This is a genomic window from Mesorhizobium sp. CNPSo 4661, from assembly GCF_057784215.1.
On sequence record NZ_JBWGIO010000002.1, the window covers coordinates 227,504 to 252,628 of the forward strand.

Sequence of the window (25,125 nt, forward strand, 5' to 3'; positions counted from 1 at the left end):
ATGGGCGGGATTTCCCGGAAAATCCGCAACCGGCGTGGAGGACGCTTCGTTGGAAGCGGGCGCCCAGCTAGAAGGCGACAGGGAGAGACAGGTGGCAAAAGCAGCCAAGACGACCGCCGCGGCAAAAGCAAAGGCCAAGGCCGCCGCCGAAAGCGAAGCGCCCAAGGCTGCCAAGGCCAAAGCAACGCCCAAGGCAAAGCCGGCGCCCGCCAAGGCCGCCGCAAAGCCGGCCGCCGCCAAGCCCGCGGCGACAAAGACCAAGGCCGTAGCCGCGAAAGTGGGCAAACCGGCAACCGCAAAAGCGGAGGCTGCCCAGCCGAACGCCGCCAGGCCTGTCTCGAAGGGCCTGCCGAAGGCGATCACCGCGCTCACTGTCGGCCTGCCGGAAAAGCCTTGGCTGAAAAGCTATCCGAAGAACATGCCGGCCGAGATCGGCGCCCTGCCCTACAAGTCCATCGGCGAGTTCCTGGTCGGCGCCTGCAAGCAATTCGGCGGGCAGCCGGCCTTCGTGTGCATGGGCAAGTCGATTACCTATGCCGAGCTCGAGCGGCTGTCGGCCGCGTTTGGCGCCTATCTGCAGGCGAGAGGCCTGGAGAAGGGCGCGCGCGTGGCGCTGATGATGCCGAACGTGCTGCAGTATCCGGTGGCGATGATGGCCATACTGCGCGCCGGCTATACCGTGGTGAACGTCAATCCGCTCTACACGCCGCGCGAACTGGAACATCAGCTGAAGGATTCCGGCGCGCAGGCGATCGTCATCCTCGAAAACTTCGCCGGCACGCTGCAGGCGGTGATCGCCAGGACGCCGGTCAAGCATGTCATCGTCGCCGCGATGGGCGACATGCTGGGCGGCCTCAAGGGCGCCATCGTCAACATCGTCGTGCGGCGGGTGAAGAAGATGGTTCCGGCGTGGTCGCTGCCCGGCCATGTCAAGTTCAACGCCGTGCTCAAGACCGGCGCGACCATCGCCTTCAAGCCGCCCACGGTCTCCGGCGACGACATCGCCTTCCTGCAATATACGGGCGGCACCACCGGCGTCTCGAAAGGCGCCGTGCTGCTGCATCGCAACGTGCTTTCGAACGTCGCGCAGAATTCGCTGTGGGTGGAGGACGCCTATACGGTGAAGCCGAAGCCGGCGCATCTCAACTTCATCTGCGCGCTGCCGCTCTATCACATCTTCGCGCTGACGGTGAACGCGCTGATGGGCATGCAGCAGGGCGCGCAGAACGTGCTGATCCCCAACCCGCGCGACATTCCGGGCTTCGTCAAGGAACTGGCGAAATACCCGATGCACATCTTCCCAGGCCTCAACACGCTGTTCAACGCGCTGCTCAACAATGAGGAGTTCCGCAAGCTGGACTTCAAGCCGCTGATCCTGACGCTGGGCGGCGGCATGGCGGTGCAGAAGGGCGTCGCCGAACGCTGGAAGGCGCTGACCGGCTGTCCGGTGAGCGAAGGCTACGGGCTCTCCGAAACCTCGCCTGTGGCGACCGCCAACAAGTTCAGCTCCAGCGACTTCACCGGCACGATCGGACTGCCGCTGCCTTCGACCGAAATCGCCATCCGCGACGACGACGGCAACAACGTGCCGCTAGGCGAAGTGGGCGAGATCTGCATCCGCGGTCCGCAGGTGATGGCCGGCTACTGGAACCGGCCCGACGAGACCGCCAAGGCGATGACCGAGGACGGCTTCTTCAAATCCGGCGACATGGGCTTCATGGACGAGCGCGGCTACACCAAGATCGTCGACCGCAAGAAGGACATGATCCTGGTCTCCGGCTTCAACGTCTATCCCAACGAGCTGGAAGAGGTGGTGGCGCATCATCCGGGCGTGCTCGAAGTGGCGGCGATCGGCGTGCCGGACGAGCACTCCGGCGAAGTGCCTAAATTGTTCGTGGTGAAGAAGGATCCGGCGCTCACCGTCGAGACGCTGATGGCCTATTGTCGCGAGAACCTGACCGGCTACAAGCGGCCGAAATTCATCGAATTCCGCACCGAGCTGCCGAAGACGCCGGTCGGCAAGATTCTGCGGCGGGCGCTGCGGGACCAGGCTTGAGCGATTCCGCCGGCGAGACACCGGAGCGAGGCAAGCCGCTCGATCCGGCGGAATTCATCGAGGCGAACATGCGGCTGGCGCCGGTGCCGTCGCTGCCGGAGGTCCGGCTCTATCAGGCGCATCCCGGCAGCGGCCTGCGGCGGCTGCTCGAACCGGACGACGACAACGGTGTGGACGAGGCCGAGTCGCAGCCGCCCTACTGGGCCTATGCCTGGGCGGGCGGCGCGGTGCTGGCCCGCTATATCCTCGACCGTCCGTCGATCGTCGCCGGTAAGCGCGTGCTCGACCTCGGCGCCGGCTCGGGGCTGGTCGGCATCGCGGCGGCAAAAGCCGGAGCGCGCGCGGTGATCGCGGCGGAGATCGACCGCAACGGCGTGGCGGCGCTCCGCCTCAACGCAAAAGCCAATGGTGTCGCCATCGAGATCGTCGACAAGGACATTACCGCCGGTCCGCCGCCGGCGGTCGACCTGGTGCTGGCGGGCGACGTCTTCTACGCGCAGGACGTAGGACGGCGGATGATGCCGTTCCTCGACCGCTGCCTCGCCGCCGGCATCGACGTGCTGGTCGGCGATCCCGGCCGCGCCTGGCTGCCCAGGCCACGGCTTTGCCTGCTCGGCGAATACCAGGTGCCGGATGTCGGCGGAAACGGCGGCAGCGAGCCCAGGCCAAGCGCCGTGTTCGCTTTTGTTGCGAAATCCGGTTAGAGCAATTCCAGGAAAAGTGTGAACGGTTTTCCGTCCGGAATTGCGTAAAAACAAGGAGATAGAGCGGTTTGCCGTTTCCGTGAAACGGCGAAACGCTCTAGCCCGCCGGAACGTTCACCCGCGCGGCCAGAAAATCCGGCAGGTCGGCGACCGAATCCAGAACGATGTCCGCCATCGGCGCCAGCGAGTCGCGCGTGCCGGTGCCGGAGAGCACGCCCACCGCCAGGCCGCAGCCGCCGGCGCGTGCCATTTCCAGATCATGGCGGTTGTCGCCGACCATGGCGATCTCGCCGGGCTTCAACCCGGTCAGGTCGCAGAAGGCGACCACCGTGTCGGGCGCCGGCTTGGAGTTGGCGACGGCGTCATAGCCGAAGGCGGCGTCGAAGAGCTGCGCGATGCCCAGCGTAGCGAGCGTCCGTTCGGCGCCGCTGGTCGAATCGTTGGTGGCGACGCCCATGCGATAGGATCGTTTGTGCAATGTCCGCAACGAGTCGATGACGCCCGGCAGCGCGACCGCCATGGCCGACCCTTGCACCGAGGTAATCTCATTGAAGCGGGCAACGGCGTGCATCTGGTCCTCGTCGGACAGACGCGGGAACCAGAGCTCGACGACGTCCATGTTCGAGCCGGAGGCGAAGATCGAATCGGGCTTGAAGCGTTTCGTGACGAAGTCGAAGCCGGCGGCGGCCAGCAGCCGATCCGCTTTCCAGCGGTCGCCCTCGGCGGCATCCATCGCCATGAAGTCGGCGACGCCGAGCCAGGTTGTGTTGAAGTCGACAAGCGTGCCGTCCTTGTCGAAGAGAATTCCCTTGATGTCTGCCAATCCTTTTACTCCGAACCGCGCAAGTGGTGGATGTGTCCCACCAGACCGGCAGTCGAGGCGTCGCGTTTTGCGGCAGTCTCCTTGCCCTCAACGACAGGCAGCAGGCCCGTCGCCAATTCCTTGCCGAGTTCGACCCCCCACTGGTCGAAGGAATTGATGTTGAACAGCGTGCCCTCGACGAAGACGCGATGTTCATAAAGCGCGATAAGCCGACCCAATGTACGCGGATCGAGCTTGCGGTAGAGGATGGTGAGCGACGGGCGATTGCCCGAGAAGACGCGGTGCGGCGCGATGCGGTCGACGTCGGCCGGCTTCATTCCCTTGGCCAGCATCTGCGCGCGCGCCTCTTCCAACGTGCGCCCCTTCATGAAGGCCTCCGACTGCGCCAGGCAGTTGGCGAGCAGAAGGTCGTGCTGGTGTTTCAATTCGGGCTCGTGACCGACAGCGGCGGCGAGGAATTCGACCGGGATGAAGTCGGTGCCCTGGTGCAGGAGTTGGAAGAAGGCATGCTGGCCGTTGGTGCCGGGCTCGCCCCAGACCAGCGGCCCGGTCGGCGTGGCGACCGCGGTGCCGTCCAGCGTGACGCTCTTGCCGTTCGATTCCATGTCGAGCTGCTGCAGATAGGCCGGCAGACGCGACAGGCGCTGGTCGTAAGGGATGACGGCACGGGCCGGATATTTGCAGACGACGCGATGCCACCAACCGATCAGCCCGAGCAGCACCGGCAGGTTCTTCTGCATCGGCGCGGTACGGAAATGCTCGTCCATCTCATGCGCGCCGTCGAGGAAAGCGCGGAAGTTGCGCGGGCCGACGGAAATCATCACCGGCAGGCCGATGGCGCTCCAGACCGAGTAGCGGCCGCCGACCCAGTCCCAGAAGCCGAAGACGCGGTCTTCTTCGATGCCGAATTTGGCCACGAGGTCGAGCGCGGTCGAGACGGCGGCGAAATGCTTGCCGACCGCTTCCTTGCCCAGCGCCTTCTGCACCCAATCGCGCGCCGTCTCGGCATTCGTCATCGTCTCGACCGTGGTGAAGGTCTTGGAGGCGATGATGAACAAGGTCGTTTCCGGGGAGAGGCCCTTCAGCGTGTCATGGATATGGGCGCCGTCGACATTGGAGACATAGTGCGCGCGCGGCCCGTCGTGATAGGGCGCGAGCGCCAGCGTCACCATCGCCGGGCCGAGGTCCGAGCCGCCGATGCCGATGTTGACGATGTCGGTGATCTTCTTGCCGGTGGCGCCGGCCGCCTTGCCCGAGCGGATGGCGTCGGCGAAGGCGCCCATGGCGTCGAGCACGGCAATCACGTCGGCCTTGGTGTCCTGGCCGTCGACGATCACGCTCTTGCCGGTCAGGTTGCGCAGCGCGGTGTGCAGCACGGCACGGTTCTCGGTGATGTTGATCTTCTTGCCTTCGAACATCGCCGCGCGGCGTCCCGCGAGATCGGCCGCGCCCGCGAGCTTTTCCAGCATCGTCATCGTGTTCGCGTCGACCGCGCATTTCGACCAGTCGAGCAGAAGGTCTCCATCGGTGGCGGAAAATGTCTCGAAGCGCTTGGGATCGGCGGCGAAGGCCTCGCGCATCGAGCCCTTGGCCGCCGCGCGCTGATCGCGCAAGGCAGCAAGTTGCTTGTCGAAGGATGACTGGTCCACTGGCGGGCTCCTGGCGGGTTTTTAGACCATTTTAACAGGCCGGATGTTTCCGGCGCGTGTCGGCGCGTCATTCTATCGAGCCGATTTCCATTTCGTTCAAGCGTGGGATTGCCGCACTGCATCACGCTTTGATGAGGGTGGTGTTGGACGGTGAAGGGGTACCGTGCGCCGGCGGCGACGATGCTGCGCATCGCGCCTTTATGGTGCCGCGACGATGCTTCGCATCGCGCCTTTATGGTGCCGCGACGATGCTTCGCATCGCGCTTAAACGCGAGGCGACGACGCTGCGCGTCGCGCTTAGGTGGGTGCCGCGACGATGCTTCGCATCGCGCTTGGATGCTTCGCATCGCGCTTTGACGCGGGGCGACGACGCTGTGCGTCGCGCCTGATAGATCACTGGCATAAATCCCAGCGATCAGAAAAATTGATTGGCGCAACCCCTTATGCCACCCATACACTCCACTGGTCCAGCCAAGTGAAAACAGCTGGCCATCCGAGGAAGATTTCCCATGCCACAGCGCAATGACACGGCCATATGGTCCGGCCTGTTCCGGATTTCGGCTGAATCCGGCCAGACCCTCCAGGCGCAGATCCGCCAGGCGATCGTCGCGGCCATTCTCGACCGACAGATCGCCGCCTCGATGCCGTTGCCGTCGTGCCGAATTCTCGCGGAAAAACTTGGAGTTGCCCGCGGCACGGTGGTACTGGCCTTTCAGCAGTTGGTCGACCAGGGGTTCCTGGTGGCGCGCGAGCGGCGCGGCCATTTCGTCAATCCGGACGTGCTGGCCACCCCCGCCAAGCCGCATCAGAAGGCGCCCGACCAGCAGAACGAGATCGACTGGAAGGCGCGCCGGCAGATCGCCGCAAGCGACATGCCGCCGCCGGCCAAGCACGACAACTGGATCAAGTCCTCCTATCCGTTCGTCTACGGCCAGTTCGATCCGGCGCTGTTTCCGACCGCCGAATGGCGCGAGTGCAACCGCATGGCGCTGGCGGTGCTCGAGATCCGCAACTGGGCGTCCGACATGGTCGACCGCGACGATCCGCTGCTGATCGAGCAGATCCAGGCCAGGCTTCTGCCGCGGCGCGGCATCTTCGCCAATCCGGACGAGATCATCGTGACGCTGGGGGCGCAGAACGCGCTCTACATGCTGGCCACGCTGTTGATGACCAAGGGCTCGAAGGTGGCGATGGAAGACCCAGGCTACCCGGACGCGCGCTCGATCTTCCGGTTGGCCGGCGCCGATATTCAGCCGGTCCCGGTCGACCAGTCGGGCATCGTAACGTCTTCTATTCCCAGCGATTCCGGCTTCGTCTTCGTCACGCCCAGCCACCATTGCCCCACCATGGTGCCGCTGTCGGCGGAGCGGCGGCAGGATCTCCTGGCGCGCGCCAACCGCAACAACCAGATCATCATCGAGGACGGTTATGACAGCCAGTTGCTCGACGAGGCGCCGCAGCAGGCGCTGAAGAGCCTCGATCGCTCGGGCCGCGTCATCTATGTCGGCTCGATGTCGAAGACATTGGCTCCAGGTCTCAGGCTTGGCTACATCGTCGCCTCGGCGGGGCTGATCGCCGAGCTTCGCGCGCTGCGCCGCTTCATGCTCAGGCACCCGCCGGCAAACAACCAGCGCGCCGTCGCGCTGTTCCTGTCGCTCGGCCATCACGAGGCGCTGGTGCGCAGGCTTTCCACCGCCTTCGACGAACGGCGCAAGCGTCTGGTCCATGCGATTTCCGCTTTCCTGCCAGAATGGCGCTCGACCGACTCGGCGGGCGGCACATCGCTCTGGCTGGAGGGGCCGCGCGGCACCGATTCACGCGGACTGGCGGAAGCCGCCGCTTCGCGCAGCGTCATCATCGAGCCAGGCGACCGGTTCTTCGACCGCAGCGAAAAGCCCTCTCGTTTCATGCGCTTGGGCATCTCCTCGATCTCGCTGCAGCATATCGAGCCGGGCATCCGCGAACTTGCCACCGCGGCCGGACGCAGGCCCGCCGCCGCCTGATCGCCACAGACATCCTGAAAAGGAGCCGGCGCAGCGCCGGCTCTTTTTGTTTTGGCGCGCACCTGTTGCTTTAGAGCCCTGGCATATTCGACGGAAATGGTTGGCCCATAGGCTGTGCCAATGCCGGCGGCATAGTCGGGGCCAGAAGGGGACGAGGCAGACCGATGGTGGACCAACCGCCGCGGACCGCCTCGCAGATAAAAGACAAAGGTGGAGTGCTTCCATGTCAGTGGCTCTTGAGAAGCAGGAAGCGTCGGCGGACCAGCGTTCGCGGCGTTCCGGCGGACGCGAAGCGCGCCGCGCGATGCGGGCGGCGCCTTTGGCCGACGATATCCGTCCGGTGCGGGCGGGGCTTGAAGGCGGCAGCTATGGTCCATTGAGCCAGAACGACCGCGAACGCATCCACGAAGCAGTGCTGACGCTCCTCGAGACGGTCGGCTTCGCCAACGCCATCCCGTCCTGCATCGAAGCGCTGACCCGGGTCGGCGGTATTTATGGCGACGACGGCCGCATCCGGCTGCCGCGCGCGCTGGTGCTGGACACGATCAAACGAGCGGCGCGCAACTTCACCCTCTACGGCCAGGATCCGAAGCACGACATGCTGATCCAGGGCAAACGCGTGCACTACGGCACGGCGGGCGCGGCGGTGCATCTGGTCGATGTCGAGAAGCGCGAATACCGCGAATCGCTGCTGCAGGATCTCTACGACGCCGCCCGTCTCGTCGACGGGCTGGACAACATCCATTTCTTCCAGCGCACCATGGTTCCGCGCGACATTCCCGATCCGCTCGATATGGATTTCAACACGCTCTATGCCTGCGTGATGGGGACGTCCAAGCATGTCGGCACCTCGTTCACCGTGCGCGAGAACGTCAAGCCGGCGCTGGAAATGCTCTACGCGATCGCCGGCGGCGAGGAGAATTTCCGCGCGCGGCCGTTCGTGTCGAACTCGAACTGCTTCGTCGTGCCGCCAATGAAGTTCGCCGAGGACGCCTGCGGCGTGCTCGAAGCCTGCGTCGAAGGCGGCATTCCGATCCTGCTGCTCTCCGCCGGCCAGGCGGGCGCCACGGCACCCGCCGCGATCGCCGGCGCCGTCGTGCAGGCGGTGGCGGAAGTGCTGATGGGCCTGGTCTATGTCAATGCCATCAAGCCTGGGCATCCGGCGATCTTCGGCACTTGGCCGTTCGTCTCGGACCTCCGCACCGGCGCCATGTCCGGAGGCTCGGCCGAGCAGGCAGTGCTGACCGCGGCCTGCGCGCAGATGGCGCAATATTATGATCTGCCGGGTGGTTCGGCCGCCGGCATGACGGATTCGAAACTGCCCGACATCCAGTCTGGCTATGAAAAGGGCATCACCGACGTGATGGCCGGTCTTGCCGGCCTCAATCTCGTCTATGAGTCGGCCGGCATGCATGCCTCGCTGCTTGGCTTCTGCCTGGAAAGCCTGATCATCGACAACGACATGCTGGGACACTGCCTGCGCTGCGTGCGCGGCATCGAGGTGACCGACGAGGCGCTGTCGATCGACACCATCGCCGATGTCTGCATGAAGGGTCCCGGACACTATCTCGGCAACGATCAGACGTTGAAGCTGATGCAGACCGAGTATTTCTATCCCGCCGTCGGCGACCGTTTCTCACCCAAGGAATGGAACGAAAAGGGCCGGCCCGACATCCTGTCGCGGGCGATCGCGGAGAAGAAGCGCGTGCTTGCCGAGCGTTTCCCGCGCCACGTCTCGCGCCTGCTCGACGACAAGTTGCGCGCCCGCTTCGGCGAGATGATCAAGCTGCCGCGCAGCGGCATGGGCGGCTAATATTCAGGTCAGGCCGACCTGACCTGAATCTCAACGCATCCTGCCTGCCAGTCAGTCGGCCCTCAACTCATAGCGCTCGACGACTTCGGCATTGATCAGCTTGGCGTGCAGCGTCATCAGCACGATCTGCGCGTCGAAACTGTCGCCGGCGTCCAGCGCCGCATCGATGCGGCGCTCGACCGCCAATGTCAGCTCCCGGCCATTGGCCTGCTCGAACACTTGCGGCCCGGCGACGCAATAGCCGCAGAGCTGCGCCACGGATTGATAGGCGTCCGCCGGCGGCTCATCGGGCCAGCAGTCGTTCATCAGGTTGACGATGGTGAGCTTCACGCCCTCAGGAACCAGGGCGGGATGCAGGTCGGCCGCACGCAGCGCCTCGTCGAGCTGGCGCAAGTCGCCGGAGCGGCCGAACATGCCGAGGAAGCCGAGGGAAGAACGCCGTTTCGCCACTATATCTCTCCCCTTCGCAGGCTGCCGAGGTCGAGCTTATCTGTGGGTTCCGTCGAGACGAAACAAGGGCAACAGAAAAGGGCGACCCGCCATCGGCGAGCCGCCCTCATGATTTAGCCGACTACACGATCAGTGATTGTCGCGCGGCACGCCGCTGGTGTGCGCGACGTCCTGGTACTTCACCGCCGGCTTCAGCACCATGCCGGCCGAGAACTGGTCGACCATGCCGCGCTGGATCTCCTGCCAGGGCGTCTGGTGCTTGGGATAGTGATAACCGCCATTGCCTTGCAGCGCGGCGCGCCGCTTGGCGATCTCCTCCTCGCTGACGAGGATATTGGCCGTGCCCTTCTTGAGGTCGATGCGGACGCGGTCGCCGGTCTTGAGCAGTGCAAGGCCGCCGCCGATCGCGGCTTCCGGCGAGGCATTGAGGATCGACGGCGAGCCGGAGGTGCCGGACTGGCGGCCGTCGCCGATGCAGGCCAGCGCATGGATGCCCTTCTTGATGAGGTAGGCTGGCGGCTGCATGTTGACCACCTCGGCGCCGCCCGGATAACCGACCGGACCGGCGCCGCGCATGAACAGGATCGTGTGCTCGTCGATGCCCTGCGCCGGGTCGTCGATGCGGGCGTGGTAATCCTCCGGCCCGTCGAAGACCATGGCGTTGCCTTCGAAAGCCTCAGGGTCGTTCGGGTTGGAGAGATAACGCTCGCGGAATTCGGGCGAGATGCCGCTGGTCTTCATGATGGCGGAATCGAACAGATTGCCCTTGAGATTGATGAAGCCGGCATTGGCCTTGAGCGGCTTGTCGGCGCTGCGGATGACATCCTGGTTCTCGTTGACGGCATCCCTGCAATTGTCGCCCATCGACTTGCCGTTGACGGTGATGGCATCGGGATGCGGCAGCAGGCCGCCCTTCATCAGTTCGGCAACGACGGCCGGCACGCCGCCGGCATGGTGATAGTCCTCGCCGAGATACTCGCCCGTCGGCTGCAGGTTGACCAGCAGCGGAATGTCGAGGCCGATCTTCTGCCAGTCGTCATTGTCGAGCGGCACGCCGAGATGGCGTGCGATGGCGTTGAGGTGGATCGGCGCGTTGGTCGAGCCGCCGATGGCCGAGTTGACGACGATGGCGTTCTCGAAGGCCCCGCGCGTCATGATGTCGGACGGTTTCAGGTCCTCATGCACCATGTCGACGATGCGCTTGCCCGTCTCGTAGGCGATCTGGCCGCGTTCGCGATAGGGCGCGGGGATGGCGGCCGAGCCCGGCAACTGCATGCCGAGCGCCTCTGCCAGCGAATTCATCGTTGTGGCGGTGCCCATGGTGTTGCAATAGCCGGTCGAGGGTGCCGAGGAGGCGACGATGTCCATGAACTCGTCATAGTCGATCTCGCCGGCCGAAAGCCTTTGCCGGGATTCCCAGACGATGGTGCCGGAGCCGGTGCGCTTGCCCTTGTGCCAACCGTTCAGCATCGGGCCGACCGACAGCGCGATCGCCGGAATGTTGACGGTGGCCGCCGCCATCAGCAGCGCCGGCGTGGTCTTGTCGCAGCCGATGGTCAGCACGACGCCGTCGAGCGGATAGCCGTAAAGCACCTCGACGAGGCTGAGATAGGCAAGGTTGCGGTCGAGCGCGGCGGTCGGGCGCTTGCCGGTCTCCTGGATCGGATGGCACGGAAACTCGAACGGGATGCCGCCCATCGAGACGATGCCCTCGCGCACGCGCTTGGCGAGCTCGAGATGATGCCGGTTGCAGGGCGAAAGGTCGGAACCGGTCTGCGCGATGCCGATCAGCGGCTTGCCCGACATCAGCTCGGCGCGCGTCAGGCCGTAATTGAGGTAACGCTCGAGATAGAGCGCCGTCATGCCCGGATTGTCGGGATTGTCGAACCACTCCTGCGAGCGAAATTTCTTCTTCTTGGTGGGGGCGCCTGCCATGGTGGTCTCCGTATTTGTATGACAAATCGATAGGACAATGCGCTCATGCAGGCAAGAGGCAGGCGCAGCCAGAACCCGGACTTTGGTGCGATAGACTTGTCCCGGCCCGCGCGCTACGACCAATCGGCATCAGCAAACGCGGGAGGTCTTGATGGCTTTGGTGATCGAAGGCGAGGAGCGGATCGCCGCACCCGTCGAGAAAGTGTGGGAAGCCCTCAACGACCCGGAAATCCTGAAGGAGGCGATTCCGGGCTGCCAAAGCCTGGAAAAGACCTCGAACACCGAGATGGCGGCGACCGTGGTGCTCAAGATCGGGCCGATCAAGGCGACCTTCAACGGCGAAGTCACGCTGAAGAACCTCAAGCCACCGCATTCCTACACCATTCAGGGTGAGGGCAAGGGCGGCATTGCCGGCTTCGCCAAGGGCGGCGCCGACGTGACGCTGACCGCCGACGGGCCGGATGCGACAGTGCTCACATATGCCGCCAAGGCCGAGGTCGGCGGCAAGATCGCCCAACTCGGCAGCCGACTGATCCAGTCGACTTCGAAGAAACTGGCCGGGCAGTTCTTCTCGACATTCGGCGAGAAGGTCGGCGCCTGACCCTCCCCTCAAGGGAAAGGGTTTATTCGAACACGATGCTGGGCACGGCGGCTTCGGCCGCGCCGCGCTCTTGCTGGACCCGATCCCAGACCTTCAATGCGATGTCGCGGTAGATCTTCGCCTCGGCGCCCTCCGGCTTCGAGGCGACGACCGGGGCGCCGGCGTCCGAGCTCTCACGGATGCCCATTTCCAGCGGCACCTCGCCGAGGAAGGTGACACCGAGGCGCTCGGCCTCGCGGCGCGCGCCGCCATGGCCGAAAATGTCGTAGCGCTTACCGGTGTCCGGCGCGAGGAAGTAGCTCATATTCTCGACGATGCCGAGCAGCGGCACATCGACCTTCTTGAACATGTTGAGGCCCTTGCGCGCGTCGATCAGCGCCAGGTCCTGCGGCGTCGAGACGATGACGGCGCCGGCGAGCGGCACCTGCTGGGCCATGGTGAGTTGGGCATCGCCGGTGCCGGGCGGCATGTCGACCACCAGCACGTCGAGCGGACCCCATTCGACTTCGCGCAGCATCTGCGTCAGCGCCGACATCACCATCGGGCCGCGCCAGATCATCGGCGTCTCCTCATCGACGAGGAAGCCCATCGACATCACCTTGAGGCCGTAATTCTGCATCGGCTTCAGGATCTTGCCGTCGACGGTCTGCGGCCGGCCGTGGATGTTGAGCAGCCTGGGCATCGATGGGCCGTAGATGTCGGCATCGAGCACGCCGACCTTCAACCCGTTGGCAGCAAGGCCGAGCGCCAGGTTGACGGCGGTGGTCGATTTTCCGACGCCGCCCTTGCCGGAGGCGACCGCGATGATGGCGTCGATGCCTGGCACCCCGCGCTTGCCATGGCTCTGCGATGCGGGCGCGTGCGGCGCGGGACGCTGCGGCGGCGGAGCGGCGGGCCGCGGGGCGGCAGGGCGCGCCGGAACCGGCGCTTCCATGCCGCCGCCCTTCTTCTCCGCCGTCAGCGCGACGACGGCGCTGGCGACGCCGGGGATCGCCTTCACCGCGCGTTCGGCGGCGGCGCGCAACGGCTCCAGCTCCTGGGCGCGGGCGGCGGGAACGGTGATCGAGAAGAATACCTTGGAATCGGCGATGAAAATCTCCGAGACCATGCCGAGATCGACGATGTTGCCGGTAAAATCCGGCCCGTTCACCGTCTTCAGGCGCTCGACGACGGATTCCTTGGTAACGAACATGATCTTTCCTCGGGGCGTTGGCGTTCCAGATAGTGCAGTTTGCCGGCAGAACCAAGCCGTGGCGCAATGGCTCGCCCGGCGTGCCCCGGAAAGCGACGGATGGAGTCGGATTTGGCCAGGGCCATGGCGCGGATTCGGGGCCAGGTCATGGCCAAACGACCCGCCCGCGCTATTTCCATTGCCATCACGACAACCGGGGAAGGAGACAGCCATGCTCGAAAACAGCAATGTGACAGCCAATCTCGCGGTGAAGGACATCGCCAAGGCAAAGGCGTTCTACGAGGGAACGCTGGGCCTCAGCCAAGTGGACGACATGGAGGGCGAACTGATCGTCTACAAAAGCGGTGATACTCTCATCAATGTCTATCACTCGCAATTCGCCGGCACCAACAAGGCGACGGCCGCAACCTGGGCAGTGGGCGACCGGATCGAGCCTATCGTCAAGTCGCTGAAGTCGAAGGGCATCACCTTCGAGCACTACGATATGCCTGGACTGTCGCTCGAAGGCGACATCCATGTCGGCTCCGGCATGAAGGTGGCCTGGTTCAAGGACCCCGACGGCAACATCCTGAACCTGGTGGGCGAATAATGCCGCAGCCGCGATCCGGGCCGCATCATGCGGCCAAGCGCGTCGCGAGATAGGTCAGTGCGGAGATCGCCGCCGTCGCCGGCAGCGTGATCACCCAGGCGACGACGATGTTGCCGGCGATGCCCCAGCGCACGGCAGAGACGCGGCGGGCGGCGCCGACGCCGATGATGGCGCCGGTGATGGTATGCGTCGTCGAAACCGGAACGCCGAGCCAGGTGGCGGCGAAAAGCGTCAAGGCGCCGCCGGTCTCGGCGCAAAAACCCTGCATCGGGTTCAGCCGCGTGATCTTCGAGCCCATGGTGTGGACGATGCGCCAGCCGCCGAACAGCGTGCCCAGCGCCAGCGCCGACTGGCAGGTGAGCACCACCCAGAGCGGCACATAGAAAGTCGGGCCGAGCGCGCCTTGCGAATAGAGCAGCACGGCGATGATGCCCATGGTTTTCTGCGCGTCGTTGCCGCCATGCCCAAGCGAATAGAGCGAGGCGGAAAAGAACTGCAGCACGCGGAACGTGTTGTCGACGGCGAACGGCGTCTGGCGCACGAACAGCCACGAAACAATAAGAACAAGGACGAGCGCCAGCACGAATCCGGTCGCCGGCGACAGCACGATGGCAGCGACCGTCTTGCCGAGCCCCGACCAGACGATGGCGCCGGTTCCGGCCTTGGCAACACCGGCGCCGACCAGCCCGCCGATCAGCGCGTGCGAACTGCTCGACGGGATGCCTGCGACCCAGGTGACGATGTTCCAGACGATGGCGCCAACGAGCGCGGAGAAGATCACCGCCGGCGTGACGATGCTGGCGTCCACGATGCCTTTTCCGACCGTCTCGGCGACATGAAGGCCGAAGAACAGGAAAGCGATGAAATTGAAGAAAGCCGCCCAGAACACCGCGTAATGCGGCCTCAGCACCCGGGTGGAGACGATGGTTGCAATCGAATTTGCGGCGTCGTGCAGGCCGTTGAGGAAATCGAAGAACAGCGCCACGGCGACGAGGCCGATCAGCAGGGGAAAAGCGATCGTGGCTTCCATCGCCTAGACGTTCTCGATGACGATGCCGCTGATCTCGTTGGCGACATCCTCGAAACGGTCGACCACCTTCTCCAACTGGCCATAGATCTCCGAGCCGATCAGATAGGCCATGGCGTCGCCGCGGCCGTGGCGCCTGAACAGGTCCTTCAGGCCCTGCTCGTGCAGATCGTCGGCGCGGCCCTCGACGCGCATCACCTCCTCGGCGATGGCGTTGAGGCGCGCTGCGTTGGCGCCTACCTTGCCGAGCAGCGGGATTGCCTCCGCGACCAATCGGGCGGCCTGGACGATGACGCCGCCCATTTCCCGCATCAGCGGGTCGAACTCGCTGACCTCGAACAATTTCACCGTCTTGACCATCTTGTGCATCATGTCGATGGCGTCATCCATCGACTGGATCAAGTCCTTGATGTCGCCGCGGTCGAACGGGGTGATGAAGGAGCGTCGAACGGCAAGCAGAACCTCAGCGGTGATGCCGTCGGCCTCGTTTTCGAGATCGACGATCTTCTGGCACCAGCGGTCGATGTCCTTGCCCTGGAGAAGCTGCTCAAGGGCCTCGGCGCCGCCGACCACGGTGCGCGAATGCCGCTCGAACAGATCGAAGAAGCGATCCTCGCGCGGCAACAGCTTGCGAAACCAGCCCAGCATGTCGTCCCTCCTTGCTTCCGCCTATCCCACATAACGCCATGGGCGGCGCGGGAAAACAGATAGCCGGCTCAAAAATGTGGACGAGGTCGATTGCGCATGCGTCTTGCGAAGCGGGGCGATTTCCCCGACCTTGGGCAAACCGCTGCGGATCGGACGGCATGATCGACAAACTGGAATTCTTCATCGCTTTGGCCAAGGAGGAGCATTTCGGCCGGGCCGCGGAGGTGTGCGGCGTGACCCAGCCGACTTTGTCGGCCGGCATCAAGCAGCTCGAGGAGCAGCTCGGCGTCATGCTGGTGCTGCGCGGCTCGCGCTTCCAGGGCCTGACGCCGGAAGGCAAGCAGGTGCTGACCTGGGCGCGCCGCATCGTCGGCGACACAAGGACGATGCGCGAGGAGATGCGCGCGGCGCGCCACGGCCTTGCCGGCCGCATCCGCATCGCGGCGGTCCCCACTGCGTTGGCCATGGTGGCGCGGCTGACGACGCCGTTCCGCGAAAAGCATCCGGGCGTCACCTTCTCGGTGCTGTCGCGCACCTCGATCGAGGTGCTGACGCTGCTCGGCAATTTCGATGTCGATGCCGGCATCACCTATCTCGACAACGAGCCGCTCGGGCGCGTCACCAGCGTGCCGCTCTATGACGAGCGCTACCAGCTGATCACGGCGGTCGGGAACCCATATTCCGACCGCGACAAAGTGACGTGGGCCGAGATCAGCCAGCTGCCGCTGTGTCTTCTCACGCCGGATATGCAGAACCGCCGCATCATCGATCAGCATTTGGCGGAAGCCGGCGTGCAGGTGCGGCCGACGCTGGAATCCAATTCGATGATCGTGCTCTTCTCGCATATCCGTACCGGCAAATGGTCGTCGATCATGCCGCTCAACCTTGCGGAAACATTCGGCTTTTCCGAACCGATCCGGGCGATCCCGATCGTCGAGCCGGATGCCAGCCACACGGTCGGGCTGGTGGCGGCGCCGGGCGAGCCGCACACGCCGCTGGTGCAGGCGCTGCTGGACGAGGCGATGGCGCTGGCGGACGATTTCCGCGCCCACCGCTAGGTTAGACAATGCGGGCTACCTGATTTCGATAGAAATTTTCTATCGAGCGACGGGAGCGCTTTATTGATTTCGGAGGTTTCCTCTGATTTCGTAAGGACTTAGCGATATTGCGCCCTATGCATGTCGTTGCCCCGAAACCGCACTATATCCAGGGGTGACATACATTGGCCGCCACGACCAGGGAGGGCGCTGCGTGATCATGCAGGCCGCAAGTACCGAGATCGCGTTGCGCACGGCGGCGATCATTGACGAGATGAAGGGCCTGGAAGGCCCGCTGCTGCCGATCCTGCACAGCATACAGGAAGAGTTCGGGCACGTTCCGAAGGACGCGCTGCCGGTGATCGCCGACGGGCTGAACCTCTCCCGGGCCGAAGTGCACGGCGTGGTCAGCTTCTATCACGATTTCCGCGCCAAGCCAGCCGGACGGCACGTGCTGAAGCTTTGCCAGGCAGAAGCCTGCCAGTCGATGGGCTCGGACGCCGTCGCGGCCAAGGTCAAGCAGTTGCTCGGCATCGATTTCCACGAGACCACGCGCGACGGATCGGTTACACTGGAGCCGGTCTACTGCCTCGGGCTTTGCGCCTGCTCGCCGTCGGCGATGCTCGACGGCGAAGTCATCGGCCGGCTCGATGACGAGAAGATCGAAGAGATCGTCGCGGAGGTACGTTCATGATCCCGCGCATCTATATCCCGGCAGACTCCGGCGCGCTGGCGCTCGGCGCCGAAAAGGTCGCCAAGGCGATCGAGAAGGAACTCAAGGAGCGCGGCGTCGAGGCCAAGATCGTGCGCAACGGCTCGCGCGGCGCCTATTTCCTGGAACCGATGGTAGAGGTCGCGACCGCCAACGGCCGCGTCGCCTACGGACCGGTGAAGGCGTCCGACGTCAAGAGCCTGTTCGACAGCGGCTTTCTCACCGGCGGCCACCACAAGCGCTGGCTCGGCTCGCCCGATAAGATCCCCTTCTTCGCCAAGCAGACGCGGCTGACCTTCGCGCGCTGCGGCATCAACGACCCGCTGTCGCTCGACGCCTACAAGTCGCTGGGCGGTTTGCGCGGCCTGCAGAACGCCGTCGCCATGACGCCGGCCGATGTGGTCAAGCAGGTGACCGAGTCCGGCCTGCGCGGTCGCGGCGGCGCAGGTTTCCCGACCGGCATCAAGTGGAAGACGGTGCTGGATACGGCGGGCGAGCAGAAATACATCGTCTGCAACGCCGACGAGGGCGACAGCGCCACGTTCGCCGACCGCATGATCATGGAAGGCGATCCCTTCGTGCTGATCGAAGGCATGGCGATCGCCGGCGTCGCCACCGGCGCGACCAAGGGTTTCGTGTATATCCGCTCGGAATATCCGCATGCGGTGGCGACGATGAACAAGGCCGTCGCCATCGCCCGCAAGGCGGGCGTGCTGGGCGTCAACGTGCTGGGTTCGCCCAACGCTTTCGACATGGAGATCCGCGTCGGCGCCGGCGCCTATGTCTGCGGCGAGGAAACCTCGCTGCTGAACAGCCTCGAGGGCAAGCGCGGCGTGGTGCGCGCCAAGCCGCCGCTGCCCGCCATTCAAGGGTTGTTCGGCAAGCCGACGGTGATCAACAATGTGATCAGCCTGGCCTCGGTGCCGATCATCATGGACAAGGGCGCCGCCTACTACAAGGATTTCGGCATGGGCCGCTCGCGCGGCACGATCCCGATCCAGATCGCAGGCAACGTTCGCAATGGCGGCCTGTTCGAGACGGCCTTCGGCCTGACGCTGGGCGAAATCGTCGACGACATCGGCGGCGGCACGGCTTCGGGACGTCCGGTCAAGGCGGTGCAGGTCGGCGGCCCGCTCGGCGCCTATTTCCCGCGCGCTTTGTTCGACACGCCCTTCGACTACGAGGAATTCGCCAAGCGCGACGGTCTGATTGGCCATGCCGGCATCACGGTGTTCGACGACACGGCCGACATGCTGAAGCAGGCGCGCTTCGCCATGGAGTTCTGCGCCATCGAAAGCTGCGGCAAGTGCACGCCCTGCCGCATCGGCTCGACGCGCGGCGTGGAGGTTCTGGACAAGGTCGCCGCAGGCATCGAGGCGGAGAAGAACCTCGCTCTGGTCACCGACCTCTGCAACACCATGAAGTTCGGATCGCTCTGCGCGCTGGGCGGCTTCACGCCCTATCCGGTGATGAGTTCGATCACGCATTTCCCCGAGGATTTCAAGCCCGCGCCGGCGCGCGTGGCGGCTGAATAGGAGCTGGCAGATGAACATCAAGGCCGACTTCCCGACACTCATCGAAGAGATCGACTACGGAACGCCGGAGTCGAAGGCAACGAAGCAGATCACGCTGACCGTCGACGGGCAAAGCATCACCGTGCCGGAAGGCACGTCGATCATGCGCGCGGCGATGGAAGGCGGGGTCGAGATCCCGAAGCTCTGCGCCACCGACATGCTGGACTCCTTCGGCTCCTGCCGCGTCTGCCTGGTCGAGATCGAAGGGCGCGGCGGCACGCCGGCCTCCTGCACGACGCCGGTCGGCGAAGGCATGGTGGTGCGCACGCAGTCGGACCGGCTCGACGCCATCCGCCGCGGCGTCATGGAACTCTATGTCTCGGACCACCCGACCGGCTGGAACGAGAAGGCCGGCACCGGCGCCAGCGAATTCGACGCGGTGGCAAAGTCGGTCGGTCTCTCCGAGAACCGCTACGGCGTTGAAGGCCGCAACCACGTCAAGGAAGAAGGCGGTGTGGCGCCCGGCCATGGCTCGCTGGCGGTCGACTACATCGCCCGCGACGAATCCAACCCCTATTTCACCTACGATCCGGCGCAGTGCATCGTCTGCTCGCGCTGCGTGCGCGCCTGCGAAGAGGTGCAGGGCACCTTCGCGCTGACCATCGAGGGCCGCGGTTTCGAGTCGCGCATGGTCGCCGGCATGCATGAGGATTTCATCGCTTCCGAATGCGTCTCCTGCGGCGCCTGCGTGCAGGCCTGCCCGACCGACGCGCTGCGCGAGAAGACCGTGCTCGAAAAGGGCATGCCGGAGCGCTCGGCCGTCACCACCTGCGCCTATTGCGGCGTCGGCTGCTCGTTCAAGGCCGAAGTCAAGGATGACGAGGTCATTCGCATGATGCCCTACAAGGACGGCAAGGCCAATCACGGCCATTCCTGCGTCAAGGGCCGCTTTGCCTATGGCTATGCCACGCACAAGGACCGCATCCTGTCGCCGATGGTCCGCGAGAAGATCACCGACCCGTGGCGCGAAGTGAGCTGGGAAGAGGCGATCGCCCACACGGCGAAAGAGTTCCGCCGCATCCAGTATCAGTATGGACGCACCGCGATCGGCGGCATCACCTCGTCCCGCTGCACCAACGAGGAGACCTACCTCGTCCAGAAGCTGGTGCGGCAGGGCTTCCGCAACAACAATGTCGACACCTGCGCCCGCGTCTGCCACTCGCCGACCGGCTACGGTCTCGGCCAGACCTACGGCACCTCGGCCGGTACGCAGGATTTCGACTCGGTCGAATTCACCGACGTCGCCGTCATCATCGGCGCCAATCCGGCTTCCGCGCATCCGGTGTTCGCCTCGCGGCTGAAGAAGCGACTGCGCCAGGGCGCCAAGCTGATCGTGCTCGATCCGCGCCGCACCGAGATGGTCAAGTCGGCGCATGTCGAGGCCGACTATCACCTGCCCTTGAAGCCCGGCACCAACGTGGCGGTGCTGACGGCGCTGGCGCATGTCATCGTCACCGAGGGCCTGTTCGACGAGGCCTTCATCCGCGAGCGCTGCGACTGGGCCGAGTTCCAGGACTGGGCGTCCTTCGTTGCGCTGCCTGAAAACAGCCCGGAAGTTGTCGGCCAGTTGTCCGGCGTCGATCCGGAACTGATCCGGGGCGCCGCGCGCATGTATGCCAAGGGCGGCAACGGCGCGATCTATTACGGCCTCGGCGTGACCGAGCACAGCCAGGGCTCGACCACGGTGATGGCGATCGCCAATCTCGCCATGGCGACCGGCAATATCGGCCGTCCCGGCGTCGGCGTGAACCCGCTGCGCGGCCAGAACAATGTGCAGGGCTCCTGCGACATGGGTTCCTTCCCGCATGAATTGCCGGGCTACCGGCATATCTCGGGCGAGGCGGTGCGCGACATCTATGAGAGCCTGTGGGGCGTGAAGCTGGACGACGAGCCCGGCCTGCGCATCCCCAACATGCTCGACGCCGCCGTCGACGGTTCGTTCAAGGGCATCTACATCCAGGGCGAGGATATCCTGCAGTCCGATCCCGACACCAAGCATGTCGCCGGCGGCCTTGCGGCTATGGAATGCGTGGTGGTGCACGATCTCTTCCTCAACGAGACGGCGAACTACGCGCATGTCTTCCTGCCGGGCTCGACCTTCCTCGAGAAGGACGGCACCTTCACCAATGCCGAGCGCCGCATCAACATGGTGCGCAAGGTCATCGAGCCGAAGGCGCGCTATGCCGACTGGGAAGCGACGCAGGAACTCGCCCGCGCCATCGGGCTCGACTGGAACTACACGCATCCCTCGCAGATCATGGACGAGATCGCCAAGACGACGCCAAGCTTCGCCAATGTTTCGTTCGAGCTACTCGACCGCGTCGGCTCGGTGCAGTGGCCCTGCAACGACAAGGCGCCGCTCGGCACGCCGATCATGCATGTCGACGGCTTCGTGCGCGGCAAGGGCAAGTTCATCCGCACCGAATATGTGGCGACGGACGAGCGAACCGGCCCGCGCTATCCGCTGCTGCTGACCACCGGGCGTATCCTGTCGCAATACAATGTCGGCGCGCAGACCAGGCGCACCGAGAATTCGATGTGGCACGCCGAGGACCGCCTGGAGATCCATCCGCATGACGCCGAAGTTCGTGGCGTGCGGGAAGGCGACTGGGTGCGGCTGGCGAGCCGTTCAGGCGAAACCACGCTGCGCGCGCTGATCACCGACCGCGTCTCGCCGGGTGTCGTCTATACGACGTTCCACCACCCGGACACGCAGGCCAACGTGATCACGACCGATTTCTCGGACTGGGCGACCAACTGTCCGGAATACAAGGTCACCGCCGTGCAGGTGGCGCCGTCCAACGGCCCGACCGACTGGCAGAAGGACTACAACAAGCAGGCCACGCAGAGCCGCCGCATCGCTCCGCTGGCGGCGGCGGAGTAGTTCTTGGCCGCGCGGCGCAAAGCCACGACGCAAATCTCGCGGCTGGCGCATCGCGCCGGCGGCACCGCGGCCGCGAACCGCATGGTGCCGGAGGAGACGCCAGTGGCGTTCTCCTTTGCCGGCACAACGCATGCGGTGATGATGGCAAGCCCCGCCGATTTCGAGGATTTCGCGCTCGGCTTCTCGCTGACCGAAGGCATCATCGCCGACCCGAAAGAGATCGAGGCGATCGAGGTCGAGGATCTTGGCGCCGGCATCGATATCCAGATCCGGCTGAAGGACCAGGCCAACACGCGCTTCCAGGCGCGGCGGCGCCGCCTTGCCGGGCCGGTCGGCTGCGGCTTGTGCGGCATCGAATCCATCGAGGAAGCGATGCGCTCGGTCGACGCAGTTGGTGCGTCGCGGCTTACGCTTCAGGCGGAAGACATCACCAGCGCCGTCCGGCTGCTGTCGAAGGTGCAGCCGCTGCACGCCGAGACTGGCGCGGTGCATGCAGCCGGCTTCTACGTTCCCGGCAAGGGCATCGTGATGGCGCGTGAGGATGTCGGCCGCCACAACGCGCTGGACAAGCTTGCCGGCGCGCTGGCCAAGGCCGGCATCGATGGTGCCGCCGGCGCCGTCGTCGTGACCTCGCGCGTGTCGGTGGAGATGGTGCAGAAGACGGCCGCCATCGGCGCTTCGATCATCATGGCGGTTTCGGCGCCGACCGCGCTTGCCATCCGCACCGCCGAGGCCGCCGGCATGACGCTGGTGGCGCTGGTTCGCGGCGACGATTTCGATATTTTCACCCACCCTGAACGGGTGGTTTCCGGAGTTGCCAAGCATGTCGCATGACGAAGACCACATCGCCAACACCACGGAAAAGCTGGTGCGCATGGCCAACCAGATCGCCACCTTCTTCCATTCGAAGCCGCGCGAGGAAGGCATTGCCGGCGTTGCCGAGCACATCAACAAGTTCTGGGAGCCGCGGATGCGGCGCCAGTTCTTCGAGATGCTGGACGCCGGCACCGAGAATTTCGACGACCTCGTGATCGCCGCCTCGGCCAGGATCAAGCGGCCACCGACACCGGATCAGGCCGACAAGAGCCTCGGCTACGCCAGGCAGGCATAGGCGGCGCGCGCCGTTTCACGCTGACAGCGCCACACGCTCCGTCGGCGGCAAAGGTCTTATATTTCACCTCTCTAAAGTTATGCTGCCTTAGACGGCCCGCTTCTGCTATGGTCGGCGACAGGAAATCGTCTGGCCGGGCGGGATAGCTTGCGTGAGGCCGATCGAGACCAGATACGCGCGCAGCGGAGAGGTGCGGATCGCCTATCAGGTGGTCGGCCAGGGTTCGTTCGATCTCGTCTTCGTGCCGGGCTTCATCTCCAATCTCGACCTGCATTGGGAAGACGAAGGCTACAGCCGCCTGTTGAAACGGCTCTCCGCCTTCTCGCGGCTGATCCTGTTCGACAAGCGCGGCACCGGGCTTTCCGACCGCGTCGATACCCATCATCTGCCCAGCTTAGAGACCCGCATGGACGACGTGCGCGCGGTGATGGACGCCGCCGGAAGCGGCCGCGCGGCGATCCTGGGCGCCTCGGAAGGCGCGCCGATGGCGATGCTGTTCGCCGCCATCTATCCGGAGCGGACGCGCGCGCTTGTCCTCTATGGCGCCTATGCGCATTTCCACAAATGGGTGATGCCGCCGGAACGGCTGGAAGCCTTCATCGAAACGGCGGAGACCTCCTGGGGCACCGGCGCCACCTTGCCCAATTTCGCGCCCGGCCGGGTCGACGATGCGCATTTTGCCCAGTGGTGGGCCCGGTTCGAGCGGCTGTCGGCGAGCCCGACGGCCGCGGCTGCCCTTGCGCGGATGAACGCCGGGATCGACGTGCGCGGCATCTTGGCGATGATCAGCGCGCCGACGCTGCTCATCCATCGCCGCAACGACGTCCGTGTCGATCCCGATGCCAGCCGCTTCCTCGCGAAGAAGATCCCGCATGCCCGGCTGGTCGAGATAGCCGGGCGCGATCATCCGATCTGGACCGGCGATGTCGATCGCGTGGCCGACCTGATCGAGGAATGCCTCACCGGCGAACCCGCGATGGCCGATACCGAGCGCGTGCTGGCGGCGCTGCTGGTGACGCGCATCTACGACACGGCCAAGCTTGGCGATCGCATGTGGGGCGAGCGCAGCCAACGCTTCCAGGAGACCTGGCGGCTTCTGGTCGGCCGTCATGGCGGCCGCACGGCCGGCACGCATGGCGAAATGATGATGTCGCGCTTCGATGGGCCGGCCCGAGCCGTACGCTGCGCCGCGGCATTGCGCGAGGCGGCGCAGCAGATCGGCGTGGCGAGCGCGCAAGGCGCGCATGTCGGCGAGATCGAAATGCGCGGCCAGCCGGTGGGCCTGACGGCGCGGGTGGCGATGCAGCTCGCCGCGCATGCCGGGCGCGGCGACATCCTCGCCTCCCGATTGGTCGCCGATCTCGCCGTCGGTTCCGGCCTGCATTTCGTCGATGCCGGCCGTGTCAGCCTTGACGAGCTGGACGAGCCCATGCCGGCGGTTCTGGCGACGTCGGAGCAGCATCTGGAGCCGGCCTGCCGGCCCAAGGCAAGGCCCGCCGAGCCGGCCGCGCTGACGGCGCGCGAGAGCGAGGTGGTGAGCCTGATCGCCGACGGCAAGAGCAATGCCGCGATCGCAGCCGAACTCGACCTCAGCGAGCACACGGTCAAGCGGCACGTCGCCAATATCCTGCTCAAGCTAGACCTGCCGTCGCGGGCGGCAGCGGCGGCCTTCTCAGCACGGCACGCTGGCCCGGACGGGCCATGAGAGCCATGGCGCTTTCGGGCGAAGCGGCGGAGGCCCTGTAAGCGGTATCAATTCTCCCCATGCAGGCCGGGCGATGTCGCCGGTAGGGCACTGTGAAATGGAGGATGAAATGCTGAAACTCAATCGCAAGATCGGATTGCTGGCATTCGCCGCGGGCGCATTGCTGGCCGTCACCCCTGCGCATGCCGAAGACGCTTCGGCGACCGCCGCCTACAAGGACATCCAGGCCACCCTCGGCTCGGTGCCCGACATGTTCAAGACTTTGCCCGATGTGGCGGTCGCCGGCGCCTGGGCCGAGATCAAGGGCGTTCAGCTCAACCCCAAGACCGCGCTCGACGGCAAGACCAAGGAATTGTTGGGCCTTGCGGTCGCCGCGCAGATCCCCTGCCAGTACTGCATCTATTTCCACACCGAGGCCGCCAAGCTCAACGGCGCGAGCGACGAGGAGATCAAGGAGGCGGTGGCCATGGCGGCGATCGTGCGCCACTGGTCGACGATGCTCAACGGCAGCCAGGTCGACCTGGCGACCTTCAAGAAACAGACGGACGACGTGTTCGCGGCCGTCAAGGCCAAGTCGCAGTGAGAAATCCCTGCCCGGCAACGAGCCGGGCA

Annotated in this window: 21 protein-coding genes; 14 read left to right on the plus strand and 7 right to left on the minus strand. The window is 65.1% G+C overall.

What is annotated here, in order from left to right; translation table 11 throughout:
* The first annotated feature begins 91 nt into the window (after positions 1-91).
* Both AC0YKC_RS03110 and AC0YKC_RS03115 read left to right on the plus strand, forming a co-directional pair.
* Positions 92-2,056, plus strand: a complete 1,965-nt coding sequence (locus AC0YKC_RS03110; protein ID WP_488509943.1) for a long-chain-fatty-acid--CoA ligase — start codon at positions 92-94, stop codon at positions 2,054-2,056.
* Positions 2,053-2,760: a class I SAM-dependent methyltransferase gene (locus AC0YKC_RS03115; protein ID WP_488509945.1), complete on the plus strand. Its 708-nt coding sequence runs from the start codon at positions 2,053-2,055 to the stop codon at positions 2,758-2,760. Before AC0YKC_RS03110 ends, AC0YKC_RS03115 begins: the two co-directional genes overlap by 4 nt.
* A 97-nt stretch (positions 2,761-2,857) precedes the next feature.
* On the opposite strand, the gene AC0YKC_RS03120 is transcribed toward AC0YKC_RS03115, so the two are convergent.
* Both AC0YKC_RS03120 and pgi read right to left on the minus strand, forming a co-directional pair.
* A complete protein-coding gene (locus AC0YKC_RS03120) occupies positions 2,858-3,583 on the minus strand; it encodes an HAD family hydrolase (RefSeq protein WP_320294407.1) in 726 nt (241 codons plus the stop codon).
* A gap of 5 nt (positions 3,584-3,588) precedes the next feature.
* A complete protein-coding gene (gene pgi / locus AC0YKC_RS03125; protein ID WP_320294406.1) occupies positions 3,589-5,232 on the minus strand; it encodes a glucose-6-phosphate isomerase in 1,644 nt (547 codons plus the stop codon).
* 509 nt (positions 5,233-5,741) lie between these two features.
* Between pgi and pdxR the strand changes: the two genes are divergently transcribed.
* Positions 5,742-7,235 carry a MocR-like pyridoxine biosynthesis transcription factor PdxR gene (pdxR, locus tag AC0YKC_RS03130; RefSeq protein WP_140647084.1) on the plus strand — a complete coding sequence of 498 codons (1,494 nt, stop codon included), beginning with the start codon at positions 5,742-5,744 and terminating at the stop codon, positions 7,233-7,235.
* 223 nt (positions 7,236-7,458) lie between these two features.
* Positions 7,459-9,048 carry a trimethylamine methyltransferase family protein gene (locus AC0YKC_RS03135; protein ID WP_488509950.1) on the plus strand — a complete coding sequence of 530 codons (1,590 nt, stop codon included), beginning with the start codon at positions 7,459-7,461 and terminating at the stop codon, positions 9,046-9,048.
* Between the two features lie 51 nt (positions 9,049-9,099).
* On the opposite strand, the gene AC0YKC_RS03140 is transcribed toward AC0YKC_RS03135, so the two are convergent.
* Positions 9,100-9,498 carry a hypothetical protein gene (locus AC0YKC_RS03140; protein WP_488509952.1) on the minus strand — a complete coding sequence of 133 codons (399 nt, stop codon included), beginning with the start codon at positions 9,496-9,498 and terminating at the stop codon, positions 9,100-9,102.
* Positions 9,499-9,627: 129 nt separating this feature from the next.
* Positions 9,628-11,433 carry an IlvD/Edd family dehydratase gene (locus AC0YKC_RS03145; protein WP_488509954.1) on the minus strand — a complete coding sequence of 602 codons (1,806 nt, stop codon included), beginning with the start codon at positions 11,431-11,433 and terminating at the stop codon, positions 9,628-9,630.
* A 151-nt stretch (positions 11,434-11,584) separates the two neighbouring features.
* Between AC0YKC_RS03145 and AC0YKC_RS03150 the strand changes: the two genes are divergently transcribed.
* Positions 11,585-12,034, plus strand: coding sequence for an SRPBCC family protein (locus AC0YKC_RS03150; RefSeq protein ID WP_434725067.1), 450 nt, complete (start codon positions 11,585-11,587; stop codon positions 12,032-12,034).
* Between the two features lie 22 nt (positions 12,035-12,056).
* Here AC0YKC_RS03150 and AC0YKC_RS03155 read toward each other — a convergent pair whose 3' ends face one another.
* Entirely contained in the window at positions 12,057-13,226 is a 1,170-nt protein-coding gene (locus tag AC0YKC_RS03155; RefSeq protein ID WP_488509957.1) for an Mrp/NBP35 family ATP-binding protein, read from the minus strand.
* A 211-nt stretch (positions 13,227-13,437) separates the two neighbouring features.
* Here AC0YKC_RS03155 and AC0YKC_RS03160 point away from each other — a divergent pair, with 211 nt between their 5' ends.
* A complete protein-coding gene (locus AC0YKC_RS03160) occupies positions 13,438-13,815 on the plus strand; it encodes a VOC family protein (RefSeq protein WP_320294400.1) in 378 nt (125 codons plus the stop codon).
* 25 nt (positions 13,816-13,840) lie between these two features.
* On the opposite strand, the gene AC0YKC_RS03165 is transcribed toward AC0YKC_RS03160, so the two are convergent.
* Together AC0YKC_RS03165 and AC0YKC_RS03170 are read right to left on the minus strand one after the other, a co-directional pair.
* Positions 13,841-14,845, minus strand: coding sequence for an inorganic phosphate transporter (locus AC0YKC_RS03165; RefSeq protein WP_320294399.1), 1,005 nt, complete (start codon positions 14,843-14,845; stop codon positions 13,841-13,843).
* Positions 14,846-14,848: 3 nt separating this feature from the next.
* Positions 14,849-15,490 carry a DUF47 domain-containing protein gene (locus tag AC0YKC_RS03170; protein ID WP_320294398.1) on the minus strand — a complete coding sequence of 214 codons (642 nt, stop codon included), beginning with the start codon at positions 15,488-15,490 and terminating at the stop codon, positions 14,849-14,851.
* A 158-nt stretch (positions 15,491-15,648) separates the two neighbouring features.
* Here AC0YKC_RS03170 and AC0YKC_RS03175 point away from each other — a divergent pair, with 158 nt between their 5' ends.
* The 8 genes from AC0YKC_RS03175 (at position 15,649) to AC0YKC_RS03210 (ending at position 25,096) form a co-directional block, all read left to right on the plus strand.
* A complete protein-coding gene (locus AC0YKC_RS03175; protein ID WP_320294397.1) occupies positions 15,649-16,548 on the plus strand; it encodes a LysR family transcriptional regulator in 900 nt (299 codons plus the stop codon).
* Positions 16,549-16,741: 193 nt separating this feature from the next.
* Entirely contained in the window at positions 16,742-17,221 is a 480-nt protein-coding gene (locus AC0YKC_RS03180; protein WP_320294396.1) for a formate dehydrogenase subunit gamma, read from the plus strand.
* A complete protein-coding gene (locus tag AC0YKC_RS03185) occupies positions 17,218-18,774 on the plus strand; it encodes a formate dehydrogenase beta subunit (RefSeq protein ID WP_320294395.1) in 1,557 nt (518 codons plus the stop codon). Before AC0YKC_RS03180 ends, AC0YKC_RS03185 begins: the two co-directional genes overlap by 4 nt.
* Before the next feature lie 10 nt (positions 18,775-18,784).
* Positions 18,785-21,697 (plus strand): formate dehydrogenase subunit alpha, encoded by a 2,913-nt coding sequence (gene fdhF, locus AC0YKC_RS03190; RefSeq protein WP_488509971.1) that lies wholly within the window; start codon positions 18,785-18,787, stop codon positions 21,695-21,697.
* Positions 21,698-21,700: 3 nt separating this feature from the next.
* Positions 21,701-22,531, plus strand: a complete 831-nt coding sequence (fdhD, locus tag AC0YKC_RS03195; protein WP_434725062.1) for a formate dehydrogenase accessory sulfurtransferase FdhD — start codon at positions 21,701-21,703, stop codon at positions 22,529-22,531.
* On the plus strand, positions 22,521-22,808 hold the full coding sequence (locus AC0YKC_RS03200) for a formate dehydrogenase subunit delta (RefSeq protein ID WP_488509973.1): 288 nt from the start codon (positions 22,521-22,523) through the stop codon (positions 22,806-22,808). The genes fdhD and AC0YKC_RS03200 overlap by 11 nt, the downstream gene beginning before the upstream one ends.
* Before the next feature lie 151 nt (positions 22,809-22,959).
* Entirely contained in the window at positions 22,960-24,513 is a 1,554-nt protein-coding gene (locus AC0YKC_RS03205; protein WP_488509975.1) for an alpha/beta fold hydrolase, read from the plus strand.
* Between the two features lie 109 nt (positions 24,514-24,622).
* Positions 24,623-25,096 carry a carboxymuconolactone decarboxylase family protein gene (locus AC0YKC_RS03210; RefSeq protein ID WP_488509977.1) on the plus strand — a complete coding sequence of 158 codons (474 nt, stop codon included), beginning with the start codon at positions 24,623-24,625 and terminating at the stop codon, positions 25,094-25,096.
* Positions 25,097-25,125: the final 29 nt, after the last annotated feature.

What these genes read in the sequence shown, in the direction of transcription:
- pdxR (WP_140647084.1), top strand. Translation starts at nt 5,742, where the DNA reads ATGCCACAGCGCAATGACACGGCCATATGGTCCGGCCTGTTCCGGATT.
- AC0YKC_RS03135 (WP_488509950.1), top strand. Translation starts at nt 7,459, where the DNA reads ATGTCAGTGGCTCTTGAGAAGCAGGAAGCGTCGGCGGACCAGCGTTCG.
- AC0YKC_RS03145 (WP_488509954.1), bottom strand. Translation starts at nt 11,433, where the DNA reads ATGGCAGGCGCCCCCACCAAGAAGAAGAAATTTCGCTCGCAGGAGTGG.
- AC0YKC_RS03150 (WP_434725067.1), top strand. Translation starts at nt 11,585, where the DNA reads ATGGCTTTGGTGATCGAAGGCGAGGAGCGGATCGCCGCACCCGTCGAG.
- AC0YKC_RS03155 (WP_488509957.1), bottom strand. Translation starts at nt 13,226, where the DNA reads ATGTTCGTTACCAAGGAATCCGTCGTCGAGCGCCTGAAGACGGTGAAC.
- AC0YKC_RS03160 (WP_320294400.1), top strand. Translation starts at nt 13,438, where the DNA reads ATGCTCGAAAACAGCAATGTGACAGCCAATCTCGCGGTGAAGGACATC.
- AC0YKC_RS03165 (WP_320294399.1), bottom strand. Translation starts at nt 14,845, where the DNA reads ATGGAAGCCACGATCGCTTTTCCCCTGCTGATCGGCCTCGTCGCCGTG.
- AC0YKC_RS03170 (WP_320294398.1), bottom strand. Translation starts at nt 15,490, where the DNA reads ATGCTGGGCTGGTTTCGCAAGCTGTTGCCGCGCGAGGATCGCTTCTTC.
- AC0YKC_RS03175 (WP_320294397.1), top strand. Translation starts at nt 15,649, where the DNA reads ATGATCGACAAACTGGAATTCTTCATCGCTTTGGCCAAGGAGGAGCAT.
- AC0YKC_RS03185 (WP_320294395.1), top strand. Translation starts at nt 17,218, where the DNA reads ATGATCCCGCGCATCTATATCCCGGCAGACTCCGGCGCGCTGGCGCTC.
- fdhF (WP_488509971.1), top strand. Translation starts at nt 18,785, where the DNA reads ATGAACATCAAGGCCGACTTCCCGACACTCATCGAAGAGATCGACTAC.
- AC0YKC_RS03200 (WP_488509973.1), top strand. Translation starts at nt 22,521, where the DNA reads ATGTCGCATGACGAAGACCACATCGCCAACACCACGGAAAAGCTGGTG.
- AC0YKC_RS03210 (WP_488509977.1), top strand. Translation starts at nt 24,623, where the DNA reads ATGCTGAAACTCAATCGCAAGATCGGATTGCTGGCATTCGCCGCGGGC.